Origin of the sequence: Bacillus sp. FJAT-29814, assembly GCF_001510715.1 — a bacterium.
GTDB lineage: Bacteria > Bacillota > Bacilli > Bacillales > Cytobacillaceae > Neobacillus.
In genome coordinates this window covers 119,414-133,761 of the sequence record NZ_LMTJ01000010.1, presented here as the reverse complement: position 1 = coordinate 133,761, position 14,348 = coordinate 119,414, and the positions used below count along the sequence as shown (strand labels likewise).

Here is a 14,348-nt window from a genome sequence, read left to right as displayed (position 1 = left end):
TGTTGGTTCTTGGCTTTCGGTTTTTTTCCTTCCTAATAAAAAGAAGTTGTTCGTTAAGTATCTTCCTGTTTCTTTGTTTTCCGCTCTAACGGTGATGTGCGAGATTTTCTTCTTTACGACACATCGATTGTGGAAGGTAAAAGGCGGTCAAAAAAATATGACCCATACTGCGTTCCTTTTGCTATTTGGGCCTTACCTTGTGATGAATATATGGGTTTTTTATTTATCAAAAGGGAAATTTCTTTTATATGCATTTATCAATATCGCAGCGGATTTGATTTATGCCTTTCCGGTCATCGCTTTATTTAAGAAATTCAATGTGTTTCACATTAAAGTGAAATCAAGTTATTTTTTCCTGTTACTTTTAGCAGATGCATGTTTAAATTTCGGCTTCCAAAAGGCCTTTGAAAAAATATACCCACAACCTGATATGGACTTGCCAAAAGGAAGGTGAGTCCTATTTTAAAAAGCAAAAAACAAGACTTGATCCACGCCAAGTCTTGTTTTTTTAATTATGAGGCAAGAGAACCGCCCTCTTGCCTTGGAATTTTCCCATCCATTTAAGCAATGTTGGAAACAAATACGCAATCATGAAAAATCACTGCATAGAATAGTAGCATTCTTTTATTTACCTGAATCTTTTGTCCTATTCCATGCCTCTTTCTGTTTCCATTTGATTTCGAGAAGGGAGCTTATTAGATGAGGAAAATTTGGTTATTGGGGTTTGGTTTTTTCAGTATCAGTATTGGCTGGTCCTTATACAACGGTTTTGTTCCCTTCTTTTTGAATGATTATCTCGAAAGCACGGCGTTGATAGGGTTTCTGATGACGATTGATAATTATTTCGCCTTATTTCTGCAGCCTTATATCGGGCACCGCAGCGACCGTACCGAAACACGCTTTGGCCGGCGCATGCCTTATCTGCTGATTGGGATCCCGTTGGCTGCTTCATTTATCGCACTTATTCCCTTTCATACCAGCCTAATCACGCTTATTATTTTTATGGTCGGAATGAATTTGTCAATGGCGGTTTTCCGTTCCCCTACCATCGCCTTAATGCCCGATATTACACCTGAGCCGATGCGAACCAAGGCGAACGGGGTGATAAACTTTATGGGCGGACTGGGTGCCATCTTGGCGTTTAGTGCAGGTGCCTATCTATTTAATATTGATGAATCGCTTCCGTTTTTGTTGGTTGCAGCCATTTTTCTTGTGGCTTTAATGGTTATTTTTAAAAATATTAAAGAAAACCGCGATGCGCTCCCACAAACTTTTTCCACTACCGAAAAACTCGACTATAAAAAGGAATTGAACACAGCAACTATTTTCCTATTGGCTGCCATCTTCTTTTGGTTCGTCGCCATCCAAGGAATGGAGGCGTTGTTTACATTATATGGGGTGAAAGAACTCGGCATGTCCAAAAGCGCCTCTGCCTTTTCTTTGGCATTTTTTTCACTAAGCTTTGTTCTGTCCTCGATTCCAAGCGGGCTGCTAGGGGCAAAATACGGCGAGAAAAAAGTGATTCTGTTGGGAATTTGCGGCCTTGTTTTAGTGTTTTTCCTACTTAATTGGGTGAAATCCGTTATTGTGTTACGGTTTTTTCTTGTGGTTGGCGGCATGTTTTGGGCCTGCATCAATATCAATGCCTACCCGTTTATAGTAGCTGCCGGAAGTGAAAACAGGATTGGAACGCGGACTGGGTTGTACTATTTGGTTTCCTCGCTGGCTGCGATTGTTTCACCGCCTGTTTTGGGGTTGTTCATTGACCTTTGGGGATTTGGAATCTTATTTTTTGCAGCAGCAGTAAGTATGCTGTTTGCATTAAGTTGTATTCTTAAAGTAAAAACTCCGGCTGCTTCTGAGGGATAACTTTTTTCCGTTCGGATTATAAGTGTCATACCAACGAATATTATCAACTATTAGGAGCAGGTGTTAATTTTCTCACTTCATCATTGCGGCTTTATTGATACAATGACAGGGTATCCTTAAAAATAATGATGAAATGGGGTTTTTGCTTGAATTTCCCACAATTGAAAATAGGTCACATGTTACCCAAATTTCCTATCATGCAAGGCGGCATGGGAGTAGGAATTTCTTTAAGCGGGCTGGCATCCGCAGTTGCCAACGCCGGCGGAATCGGAATCATCTCAGGAACCGGAATTACAGTTGACGAGATGAGAACTCATATTCGGAAGGCCAGAAAAAGCATAGAAGGTGCAGGCTATATCGGGGTTAATGTTCTCTTTGCCATGAGTGACTTTGCTGAAAAAATGAAGGCAGCCATTGAAGAAAAAGTTGATTTCATTATCTCAGGGGCGGGAATTTCAAGGGACATGTATGCTTGGGGCAAAGAAGCCGGCATACCTGTCATCTCTATTGTGTCCACGGCAAGGCTGGCGAAAATGTCGGAGCGTCTTGGGGCATCCGCCGTTGTCGTCGAAGGCCATGAAGCCGGCGGACACCTTGGAACGGATCGGCCCTTATTCGATATTTTACCGGAGGTAGTCGAAGCAGTGAAGATTCCCGTAATTGCTGCCGGCGGGATCATGACCGGAGAAGATCTGGCCCGTGCCCTGAAGATGGGAGCGTCCGGCGTGCAAATGGGGACACGATTCGTTGCCAGCGAGGAATGCGATGCGCCGTTATCCTTTAAAGAAAAATATGTTCATGCCCGTCAGGAAGACATAGTTATGGTAAAAACGACGGTTGGGCTTCAGGGCCGTGCGATCAAAAACCATTTTACCGACCTGATTTTGGATGAAAAAAAGGTGAGAATAAAGAAGTGCATCGATTGCCTGAAAAATTGCTCTTATCGGTTTTGCACGATGGATTCTCTGGTTACCTCAATGAATGGAGATTGTGAAAACGGCCTTGTTTTTGCAGGAGCACGTGTCCATGAAATTAACGAAATCCTCCCGGTTAAAACGATCATCAACAACATCATGAGGGAATATGAAACTTGCATTTAATGATAGAAGGTACCGACTTTAGAGCATATTAGTGCTTATAAGTCAGGTGCCTTTTTTACTTATTAAATTGGACCCATATATATAACGAATATTTCTGCTATAAAATAATAGATTTATACTAAAACAAAAGGGGTGTTGCTCATGAAAATAACCCGGCTTGGTCATGCCATGTATCTGTTTCAAAGCAATGAAGGCAAAAACTATTTAATCGATCCCTTTTTTGATTTAAATCCTGGTTTCCCGCCACATTTGGATACGGCTGATTTCTATCAAACTATTGACTGTGTGTTTTTAACCCATGGACATTTCGACCATACAAGCGGACTTTCCAAGCTCGTCGTTCATAAACCGGACGTCCTGATTGTGGCCCAGTATGAATTGGCATTAATCCTACTTCAAAAAGGCATGAAAAACGTGCTTCCGATTAATACTGGTGGCTCTGTTTCGCTCAGTGACGCTACGGTGACAATGGTACAGGCAAAACACACCTCTTCTTATGGGGAAACCGAAGGACCTCCTGTTTATGCCGGTGAGGCTGCAGGCTATATTTTTGATTTCCATAATGATTACACCGTTTATCATTCAGGCGATACCGCATTGATGTCAGATATGAAGCTGATTCAAGACGTTTATGAGCCTGAAATCGCCATCCTTTCCGCATCAGGGCATTTTACGATGGGCCCGAGGGAAGCTGCATATGCCGTTAAACATTTATTAAAGGTAAGATATGTCATCCCGAGCCACACCTTTCCATCAAACGAAACCGCCACTTCGCCCGAATCCCTGACCCTGCTGCTGCAGACCTTTCCTGTCATTGTGAATATGATTGATAAAGACAAAGAGTTTAAAGAACTATTAAATGACTATCCAAATACAAATGTCGTCACACTTGGCTATGGCGAACAAAGAGAATTTGACAAGCGCTTGTGAATGAGGAAATCCCCTAAAATAAACTAAGTACTAAGAAACAGAGGACGATTTTGTGCTTCAAAAGCACAGAGTTGTCCCCTGTTTCTTTTTTGCTAAAAGTAAAATAAATTACTTTTCAGAGTAATAATAAATTGCTTTTTAGAGTAAAATAAATTACCATATAAATCAAAGGGGTGGAAATTTTGGAAAATTTAAGATTAAATGTATCTTTGCTGCGCAGAAGGGTACCGAACCTGACTAGTGCGGCAAAATCGGTTGGCTTGCGTCCGGCTACCGTTTCCAATTTATGTACCGGGAAAATCCCGATCGGACGCGCGGAGGTTCGCACCTTGGTTACGCTGGCATCTTTGGCCCAATGCAGTTTGGATGAATTGATATTACGAGGGGAGTCGGTGGAAATGATTGAAACCAAAATAAAAACGTTGGATTTGTTTGCGCCAATCGCCAAAGGCGGGACAGTCGGATTGGTGGCACGGCCTGGAATGGGACAGCTTGTCGTTCTTGGCGAGTTATATTACCGGCTTAAGAAAGAAGGTTACTCTATTATTTTGCTGCAGCCGGAAGGGAATCATCCGGAAATCAATGACATTACCGAACATGTCGATGTGGTTGTCGATTCGATTGAAAAAGCTTATGAACAAACACTTGCCTTAGGAAAAAATACCGATGTTATTTTTACCGCAGATCGCTCTCATGTACTTACTGGGGAAATATTTCAACTCCAAGATAAGCTTCACGATGCTGACATCCAATCTGTAACAACATTTCTCCTCGATTTAAAAGGGGCGGCTGTTGATGAAGACCTTCCTTATGGTCCACTGGAAACAGTATTTCAATTTGATATGGATCTCGCTGCGCGCCATAAATTCCCTGCTGTCAACCCGATTTACTCTACATCTTCGGTATTAGAGGGAGCACACCTGGACCAAAATCATCTATTCATTCAACAACGTGCCCAAAAACTGCTGCGCCGCTATCGAGAGCTGCGTTCTTTGGTCACTGTCAGGGGGCTGGATGGAATTCCTTCCGCTGAACTGGAGACCTATAACCGTGGTGAACGGTTAGAGGCCTATCTGACCCAGCCATTCTATGTCGCAGAAGAGTACACCGGACTAAAGGGTGAATCTGTTGACCTTAAAGACACGCTAAATGATGTCCGAAAAATCCTTGACGGCGGAACAGATGCCGAAGAATTAAAGTTCCTCACATTTATTGGAAAACTATAAAAAGAGCCTAAAAGGGTACTGGCGGATAATCGCAGTACCTTTTTCAATTGAGAATATATATATTAATTGAAAATCAATGCTCTTCTATCAAAATTAATTTTTTATTGTAAAAAAGCTGCCTGCGGCCAACGCTGGCTCATCTAAATGATAGCGTTTACATTATTATACAGAAAGTCACTGGAAAATTTTAAGGTTATAATTCTTGACAATATGGTTAAATATATATAATAATATGTATTGTATTAGAATTATTTTAAATAACTAATTATTAAAACCAAATAATTAGTTGTTATATAAACATAATTTAGGAGGAAGATTTAACATGTCTTTAATCGGAAAAGAAGTACAACCATTCTTAGCGCAAGCTTACCAAAACGGTGATTTCAAATCAGTAAGTGAAGAAACTTTCAAAGGTCAATGGAACGTTCTTTGCTTCTATCCAGCAGACTTTACATTCGTTTGCCCTACTGAGCTTGAAGACCTGCAAAACCAATATGCAACTCTAAAAGAGCTTGGCGTAGAAGTTTATTCTTGTTCAACTGATACTCATTTTACACATAAAGCATGGCATGATCACTCACCTGCCATCAGCAAAATTGAATACACAATGATTGGCGACCCTTCACACAAAATTTCTACTTTATTCGATGTTTTAGATGACGAAGGTCTTGCTCAACGCGCCACTTTCATCATTGATCCAGACGGCGTTGTACAAGCTATGGAAATCAACGCAGACGGCATCGGCCGTGACGCAAGCACACTTGTTAACAAAATCAAAGCAGCACAATATGTTCGCAACAATCCAGGCGAAGTTTGCCCGGCTAAATGGCAAGAAGGCGGCGAAACACTTAAGCCAAGCCTTGACCTTGTAGGCAAAATTTAAGGAGCAGGATAAAAATGGTATTAGATGCAGATATAAAAGCACAATTAGCTCAGTATCTTCAGCTAATGGAAGGCGACGTGCTTCTGAAAGTCAGTGCAGGATCTGACAAGGTGTCAGAGGACATGCTTGCTCTCGTTGATGAGCTAACAGCAATGTCGTCTAAAATTAAAGCAGAAAAAACAACATTGGAAAGAACACCAAGTTTTAGTGTCAACCGACCTGGCGAGGAAAACGGCGTTACTTTTGCCGGCGTCCCGCTTGGTCATGAATTTACTTCATTAGTGTTGGCGCTTTTACAGGTGAGCGGCAGAGCTCCTAAGGTTGATCAAAAGGTCATTGACCAAGTGAAAAACCTCAAGGGCGAGTTTCACTTTGAAACGTATGTCAGCTTAACTTGTCATAACTGCCCCGATGTTGTCCAGGCACTAAACGTGATGAGTGTTCTCAATCCTGGCATTACACATACCATGATTGACGGTGCGGCGTATAAAGCAGAAGTCGAAAGCAAGAATATCATGGCTGTGCCAACCGTATTCCTTAACGGGGAATCTTTCGGCGGCGGCCGGATGTCGCTCGAAGAAATTCTTGCCAAGATGGGCAGCACGGCTGATGCATCAGAGTTTGATGGTAAAGATCCGTTTGATGTACTGGTTGTCGGCGGCGGCCCTGCGGGTGCAAGTGCAGCAGTATATGCAGCACGTAAAGGCATTCGTACCGGTATTGTTGCCGAGCGCTTTGGCGGACAGATCATGGATACTCTTGGCATCGAGAACTTCATCGGTACAAAATATACCGAAGGCCCTAAGCTTGCAGCCAGTCTTGAAGAGCATGTAAAAGAATACAACGTCGATATCATGAATTTACAGCGCGCCAAGCGTATAGAAAAGAACGACTACATCGAGGTTGAACTGGAGAACGGCGCTGTTCTGAAAAGTAAAACCGTGATCCTGTCAACTGGTGCCCGCTGGCGTAATGTAAACGTTCCTGGCGAAGCGGAGTTCAAGAACAAAGGCGTGGCTTACTGCCCTCACTGTGATGGTCCGTTATTTGAAGGAAAAGACGTTGCTGTTATTGGCGGCGGAAATTCCGGGATTGAAGCGGCCATTGACCTTGCAGGTATCGTAAAACATGTAACAGTAATTGAGTTTGCTCCGGAACTGAAGGCAGACTCTGTACTCCAGGATCGACTATACAGTCTTCCAAACGTAACAGTAATCAAGAACGCGCAAACAAAGGAAATTACCGGTACTGACAAAGTGAACGGTCTTACCTATATTGATCGTGGAACTGGCAAAGAACATCACGTTGAATTGCAAGGTGTGTTTGTTCAAATTGGCCTTGTGCCAAATACCGATTGGCTCGATGACACATTCGAGAAAACCCGCATGGGCGAACTTGTTGTCGACAAGCATGGCGCAACCAGCGTCCCAGGTGTATTTGCAGCAGGTGACTGTACTGACAGTGCCTATAAGCAAATTATCATCTCAATGGGATCTGGTGCGACCGCATCACTTGGTGCATTCGATTATATCATCCGAAACGATTGGTCGAACGTTGATTCAGCTAGTAAGCATAAGGAAGCCGTTCATCAATAAATCGTAAAAGGGAATTGGACTCGTCCAATTCCCTTTTTATATTGAAGCCCTACAGCACCTTCCCTATTACTATCTGGAAAATCAGTCCGACTGTGACGACCCTTAGGATTGGCCTCACAAATTTCGGCTGCAGTTTTTCGGCGATGCGGACGCCGATTTGCGCTCCTGTCAGGGAGCCGAGCAGCAAAGCCAGCGTCAGCGGCCAGATGATTTTTCCGGTAGCGATGTAGGTAATGGCGGCGCCAAAGCAGCTTGAAAAAGTGGCTAGACGGACCAATCCAACTGCCTTGATATAGGCGATATTCAGAAAACCGAATAAATACAACATTAATGTCCCCTGCCCTGGACCAAACAGGCCGTCATACATCCCGATGCCATAAAGACCGGGCACACTGATTTTGTTTGGCTTCAATGGCTCCTGCCCAGTAAAATTCCCCTTCTTATGAAACGATGTGATGAAAGCAAAGAATAATAAAATAATAGCGATGATAGACATATTTTCTGCAGATATTTTTGAAGCAATAAAACCGCCGCTTGCCCCGCCGCCAAGGCTGACAGGGATGATCCACCATGCTTCCTTTAGCGAGATTTCCTTCCTTCTATAAAGATGATAGAAGCTGGAAAATGAACTGATTGTATTTGATACTTTATTCGCACCAATAGCGGAGTGAACCGGAAAACCTAGAATCAGCATTGCCGGGAGACTTATTAGTCCGCCTCCTCCTGCAAGTGTTCCGAGCGTTGTCGCACAAATCCCAATAATAAAAAGAGTAATATATTCCATGTTTTGCACCCCCTTGTTCCTTCTTTTACAGTATATTCCTTTACTAATGATAAATAAATTTCGCCCTTTTTATGAAAAACGATAAGGAAATCTTATCAAAAAACCTGCTGTAGCTTTATGAATAATTAAAATATACTTAATGGACTTTAGTAAATTTTATATACTGGAACTTCCCAGTTTCCCAGGCATATAGTGTTCTAGATAAACCGCCCAAGGAGGAACTTACATGAGAGACTATCCGATGTATCCATACTATGGCAAAGAAACAAAATGCGACGAACAGCTGTTATCGTTTCCGCCCCAGCATCAGGATCAACAGCCTGGATTAGAATACTTAATGAATCCTAGGCCTATTTCGGATAATCCAAATTATAAAGGGAGTGGGAAGCTGCAGGGCAAAGTTGCCATTATAACAGGCGGCGATAGCGGGATTGGCCGCGCGGTTGCCTACGCCTTTGCCAAGGAAGGAGCAGATATCGCTATTGCCTATTTGTATGAGGAACTGGATGCCGAGGAGACTAAGGCAAGAGTGGAGGAAATCGGCAGCCGCTGCTTGGCCATACCTGCTGACCTGCGCTTTAAGGAAAATTGCCAGAAGGTGATTGATCAAACGGTACAGACATTTGGAAAACTGGATATTCTCGTCAATAATTGTGCGGTGCAGTACCCACAGGACCGGTTGACCGATATTTCAGAACAGCAGTTGATTCATACCTTTGCGACAAATATTTTTTCATATTTCTTTATGACACAGGCGGCCATGCCCCACTTAGAAGCGGGAAGTTCGATTATAAATACCTCCTCCATTACCGCCTATCGTGGCCAAAAAACGTTAATCGATTACTCAGCGACCAAAGGTGCCATCGTTTCCTTTACGCGTTCATTATCTCAATCAATCGTTGAACAGGGCATCCGCGTCAACGCAGTAGCCCCGGGACCCATTTGGACTCCGCTCATTCCAGCATCCTTTTCCGCCGAGAGTGTCACAACCTTTGGTACCAACGTACCGATGAAACGAGCCGGCCAGCCCTTCGAACTCGCCCCCGCCTACGTCTACCTCGCCAGCGACGACTCCAGATACGTCACCGGCCAAAACCTCCACGTCAACGGCGGCGGCTTTATCACCTCGTAGCAGAAACGGGACAGCTAGGGTGCGCGCAAATGAGCTCGGGACGAATCAATAAAAAAACGGTGTCCACCACTGGCGGACAAATGTCCACGCATGGTGCCTGACACCATTTCTCACTTTAACACTTTTCTTAATTTAGGTTTTTGTCCTGTTGTTATATTTGAATTTTGAATTGTTGTTCCTTTGTACCGTCTCTTGTAAATGCACGTTCAATGTATTGGGTTTCGGTATTGGTCATTAACAAGATAGTTGAGCTTCTTGTTCCGTATCCGTAGTGTTCACTGCTGATAAATAGTGGTGACAGCATTCGCTCCATCTCCAATGAAACCCCCGTTTTCGGGAGCTGTTCATCTGGAGCAGGGTCAGATGTTTGAAGTAGCGTGAATAGCTCGTCTAACAAACCTTCCTGATTGCCATTCATGAGTTTCGATAATCGTTCCTTGCCTTTAATCACCTTTGGCCAGTCAGTATTTAATAAATGATTGCTGACACCATATATCCCCGGTTCAAGTTTTTGAAGCTCCCCTCCAATATTGGAGAAATAGTAGAGTTCATCTAAGTCCCCCGCCAGCAGATTATAGCCCGGGTACTGCTCCTTGTTTTCCATCAGCTTCCCTATATACTCTTTCGTATTTCCTTCATATAGAAGCGCATTTGCCACTAATTCGCCTCGGGAACGCTTTCCGTCGGCCACCTCCTGTGGATTACGATAATTCGTTAGGGCGGCAAATCGGCCATTGCGAGTGATTCCCATCCACGTGCCCATTTTTTCAAGATCACGCCCGGCAAGTATATCAGGATGGTCTTCCCAGTAATGGGCCGGAGCCGTCGGCCTTTTGTAAAACTCATCTCGGTTCGCTGCCACAATCAATTTATAATCAGGATGTACCTTATAAGCAAACAGAATTAAACACATCGCCATCACAGCCTTTTGAAAAATTTACCTTCTTATATTTTATCCCGCCAGCTCTATGAATTACTATGATAATGCTCAGACTAATCAAACGTTTAAGTAGTTTACGTTTAGGTTCAATCAAACGTTTGATTAGTCTAGTCTATTAAAAAAAGCGAAGGAAACCTCCTCTCCAGAGATTCACTTCGCTTTTCCCCTTATTCTGCTAATGGCAATTTAATCTCTACCAGGGTTCCTTCGTTTTCTTTACTGTGATAGGTGATACTGCCTTGGTGCTGCTTGATAATTTTATGGCAAATCATGATGCCGAGTCCTGTTCCCTTTTCTTTTAAACTGTAAAACGGCTCTCCCAAACGCGGCAACAGCTCTTCCGGGATGCCGCAGCCATGGTCCCGGACAGACACAACGCACTCTCCCGGAGCGCCATTTCGAAGCTGGACATCGATTTCCCCACCTTCAGGCATTGCCTCCATGGCATTTTTGAAAATATTCAAGAACACTTGTCTCAACTGATTTTTTTCGCATGTTATAAAAAATGGAGACTTTTCCGAAACCATTTGAAACTGTATCCCGTTCAGCAACGCTTGCGGGGACAACAGCTCTATTGTATTTTCAATCAACTCCCGCAAATCAGCACCGACCAGTTTGACAGCCTGCGGTTTGCCCAACGTGAGCATTTCGCCCGTAATGGTTTCAATCCGATTCAACTCCCCCAGGAGCAATTCACTAAACTCAAAATTGCTATTGGTTGACTTGTAAAGCTGAATAAATCCTTTAATCGTTGTCAACGGATTACGGATTTCGTGGGCAATCCCCGCCGCCAGTTCACCGACGATTGATAGTTTTTCAGATTGTAAAAGTATTTCCTCTGATTTTTTCCGTTCTGAAATATCGCGGCTAATTATGACGATATGCTCTACAGCGTGATTTTCCCCCTCAACAGGCACACAACGGGACTCAAATTCAATCCAGCGGCCACCCTTTTGCAGGAAACGAAATTCCATCGATTGTGATTCTTTCGATTGGAACATGCCCTGAATGGTATTTTTGAACGTCCCGATATCGTCAGGGTGAATAAACTTGCATAAATCCGCACCCTCTAATTCGGATAGGTCGTACCCCAAAACAAGCTGGTGTGAAGGGGAAAAGTAGCTGATGGAATGTTGCTTATCCATTACCTTAATCAGGTCGGAAGTATTTTCAGCAATTAGGCGATACTTAGATTCGCTCTCTTCCACCATTTTATACGTTTCTAGCAGTCTATCATTCAATCGATACAGCTTTAGATATGACTCGATTAGTAAAACTCCAAGGACAACTGCCAACATAACAAACAGTATGTATTGTAAATGAAACAGCGGCTTGTCTGGAAAAACCTTAAAAATGATTGGAACATCAATGACGTAGACAACTAAATAAATCAAAAATAAGGCCACAGTTTTTTTTACAGCATTGAGCCTGGTTGTCAAAAAATGTACGACCAAAAAACCTGCAATGATGACAAACCAGCCGATTACAGGTGTTAACCAGTGACCGCCCGCTAAAAGTCGTGCGGCCATTGAAAAAGCAGCTGTAATAAGGCCGCCCACCGGGCCTAAATAAGCAAAACTGAGAATGACTGCAGCGTAGCGCAAATCGTACACATACCCTTCACGTTCGAAGGATAACGCTACAAGGACGGCAGTGATGATTCCCGCATAGATTCCTCCAATTATCCGATAGTGTTTAATCGGCTTAAAAGTAATGAAGGATCGGAGTACTAACGGTGTACTGGCAAATAAGGAAAAAAGCGAGAGGTTAACAACATAATCCAGCAGATTCAACGGACCCCACATCCATTATCTAGTATATTTTCTATCATATATCAGATAATCTTTTATTGGAATACATTCCTTTATCTAACATTTAAGTTTATTTGCGGAATCTCAATGATAAATGTACTGCCTTTTCCAAGAACGCTTTCCACGCTGATCGTTTAGTAGAGTTTGGTGAAAACTTGGTGAAAGGCTTTATTTTTTTAAAAAGAAAAAACCCTGCCGTGAGTACGGCAGAGTTTGAAAATATCGATGGTTATTTGCGGGTTTCGACGGTTTGTTTGCTCTTTTATCGATTTATTTGCGGACGTCGCTGTTTTTTTGCGATATTACGTATTTTCTTTGCGCCTACCGTGCCAACAGGCTAAGAACCGTATCCAAAACGACATTTACCCCTTTTCCGCAGTCCTCCCAGGACGTGAGTTCTTCCTCGCAGTGGCTTTTTCCATTCACACTTGGAACGAACAGCATCGCGGTTGGAACATAGTTAGCGATGAACTGGGCGTCATGACCGGCTCCGCTGACCATTCGTTTATGGGAATATCCCAGCGTCTGTGCGGAATGTTCCAGTAGATTGCACAGATCCGGCTCGAACCAGACCGTATCACGATCCCACAATTTAGTTACCTTGATCTCACAGCCTTCGTTTTCGGTAAAGTTCTGCAACCCTTGAACGAAGTCCTTGAAGGTGTTGACGATTTCCATGTCTTTGTGGCGTGCCTCAAGTGTAAAGACGAATTTATTAGGAATGACTGTATGAATACTTGGATACACATTGACCCTGCCGATGGTGAAAACTAGCTCCGGATCAAGGTTACTGAGGTGATTGCGGATTTCGTTGATGAGATTGTTTGCGGCAAATAGGGCATCCTTGCGCATTGTCATTGGGGTCGTCCCGGCATGATCGGATTCGCCCGTGACTTCAATTTCAAAGCAGGCCATGCCGACCACACATTCAACCACTCCAATGGTCAGCTTTTCCGATTCGAGGATCGGTCCTTGCTCGATGTGTAGTTCGAGGAAAGCTGATGCTTCCTTGATGCGGTTATCTGAACTTCCTTCGTAGCCGATTGCCTTAAGTGCTTCACCGAAGGTTATTCCAGAATCATCCTTCTTTTGTAGCATGGCCGCTCTATCGAATTTCCCTGAGAGGACGCCGGAGGCCATCATTGAAGGCTCAAACCTTGCCCCTTCTTCATTGGTAAAATTCACAACGGTAATCGGATATTTCGGCTTGATGTTTTGGTCGACAAGCGTTCTTACGACTTCCAACCCGGTTACGACACCGAGAACGCCATCGAAGCGGCCGCCTTTTTTTACCGAATCCAGATGGGAACCAATTAAAATCGGCGGTTTATTCTCCGTGCCTTCCAGGGTGGCGTACATGCAGCCCATATCATCGACCGTGACCGTCATCCCTAACTCCTCACAGCAGGAGCGGAAATAATCGCGCACCCGACGGTCCTCATCTGATAACGATAGCCGGGTGACGCCATTGTTTTCCGTGCGGCCAAAGTCGGCGATTCGCTCCAACTCCTGCTTCAGTCGTTCCCCGTTAATCTCGATCTTTTGCTTTTGCATGTTTTAAACCTCCTTTGTTTGTTAGCGTTTTCAACGCAAATAACTATAATGCCCTTTTAAAAATATTCAGTTAATCTTAATTATATCTCCCATGTAGAAGATGTCATTAGACAAAACATCATAAAATTCATAGAAATTGTTTTATAGTTTGTATGATTAGCGCTGTTAAGGATTGAAAAATTTATTACGTGACCGGCTTGCCAGTATTTTAGCTTTCGGACATGTAGACCCTCTCTACGTGACCAATTCATTTATTTTTTCATGCTATTGGGCACGTAGGGCCTCTCTACGTGACCAACTCATCTATTTTTTCATGCTTTCGGGCACGTAGGGCCTCTCTACGTGACCAACTCATCTATTTTTTCATGCTTTCGGGCACGTAGAACCTCTCTACGTGACCAATTCATTTATTTTTTCATGCTTCCGGTAACGTAGGACCTCCCTACGAGTCAAGTCCATTCTTTTGTGTAAAAGTGTCAATAATGTTTTTCAACCAATTAATAAATTTATTAATAAATGGTGTT

The 14,348-nt window shown here is 43.4% G+C and carries 12 protein-coding genes; 8 read left to right on the top strand and 4 right to left on the bottom strand.

The window, feature by feature from the left end; all coding sequences use genetic code 11:
* The first annotated feature begins 699 nt into the window (after nt 1-699).
* The 6 genes from AR334_RS24225 (at nt 700) to ahpF (ending at nt 7,603) form a co-directional block, all read left to right on the top strand.
* A complete protein-coding gene (locus tag AR334_RS24225) occupies nt 700-1,869 on the top strand; it encodes an SLC45 family MFS transporter (protein WP_066319855.1) in 1,170 nt (389 codons plus the stop codon).
* Between the two features lie 128 nt (nt 1,870-1,997).
* Complete coding sequence (locus AR334_RS24220; protein WP_172799299.1) at nt 1,998-2,969, top strand: nitronate monooxygenase family protein; 972 nt, start codon at nt 1,998-2,000, stop codon at nt 2,967-2,969.
* A gap of 141 nt (nt 2,970-3,110) precedes the next feature.
* A complete protein-coding gene (locus AR334_RS24215; protein ID WP_066319842.1) occupies nt 3,111-3,899 on the top strand; it encodes a metal-dependent hydrolase in 789 nt (262 codons plus the stop codon).
* A gap of 182 nt (nt 3,900-4,081) precedes the next feature.
* A complete protein-coding gene (locus AR334_RS24210; RefSeq protein WP_066319840.1) occupies nt 4,082-5,125 on the top strand; it encodes an ATP synthase subunit B in 1,044 nt (347 codons plus the stop codon).
* Between the two features lie 322 nt (nt 5,126-5,447).
* Complete coding sequence (ahpC, locus tag AR334_RS24205; protein ID WP_066319833.1) at nt 5,448-6,008, top strand: alkyl hydroperoxide reductase subunit C; 561 nt, start codon at nt 5,448-5,450, stop codon at nt 6,006-6,008.
* A gap of 14 nt (nt 6,009-6,022) precedes the next feature.
* Nucleotides 6,023-7,603, top strand: coding sequence for an alkyl hydroperoxide reductase subunit F (gene ahpF, locus AR334_RS24200; protein ID WP_066319830.1), 1,581 nt, complete (start codon nt 6,023-6,025; stop codon nt 7,601-7,603).
* A gap of 49 nt (nt 7,604-7,652) precedes the next feature.
* On the opposite strand, the gene AR334_RS24195 is transcribed toward ahpF, so the two are convergent.
* Nucleotides 7,653-8,387: a sulfite exporter TauE/SafE family protein gene (locus tag AR334_RS24195; protein WP_066319825.1), complete on the bottom strand. Its 735-nt coding sequence runs from the start codon at nt 8,385-8,387 to the stop codon at nt 7,653-7,655.
* A 226-nt stretch (nt 8,388-8,613) separates the two neighbouring features.
* Here AR334_RS24195 and AR334_RS24190 point away from each other — a divergent pair, with 226 nt between their 5' ends.
* Entirely contained in the window at nt 8,614-9,519 is a 906-nt protein-coding gene (locus tag AR334_RS24190; protein WP_066319823.1) for an SDR family oxidoreductase, read from the top strand.
* Nucleotides 9,520-9,670: 151 nt separating this feature from the next.
* Here the strand turns inward: AR334_RS24190 and AR334_RS24185 are convergent, their stop codons facing one another.
* Nucleotides 9,671-10,438, bottom strand: coding sequence for an NRDE family protein (locus AR334_RS24185; protein ID WP_367576374.1), 768 nt, complete (start codon nt 10,436-10,438; stop codon nt 9,671-9,673).
* Nucleotides 10,439-10,626: 188 nt separating this feature from the next.
* Nucleotides 10,627-12,252 carry an ATP-binding protein gene (locus AR334_RS24180; protein ID WP_066319810.1) on the bottom strand — a complete coding sequence of 542 codons (1,626 nt, stop codon included), beginning with the start codon at nt 12,250-12,252 and terminating at the stop codon, nt 10,627-10,629.
* Nucleotides 12,253-12,428: 176 nt separating this feature from the next.
* On the opposite strand from AR334_RS24180, the gene AR334_RS29715 reads away from it, so the two are divergent.
* Entirely contained in the window at nt 12,429-12,611 is a 183-nt protein-coding gene (locus tag AR334_RS29715; protein ID WP_156431384.1) for a hypothetical protein, read from the top strand.
* On the opposite strand, the gene AR334_RS24175 is transcribed toward AR334_RS29715, so the two are convergent.
* Entirely contained in the window at nt 12,592-13,824 is a 1,233-nt protein-coding gene (locus AR334_RS24175; RefSeq protein ID WP_066319808.1) for a Zn-dependent hydrolase, read from the bottom strand. The genes AR334_RS29715 and AR334_RS24175 overlap by 20 nt on opposite strands.
* Between the last annotated feature and the right edge of the window lie 524 nt (nt 13,825-14,348).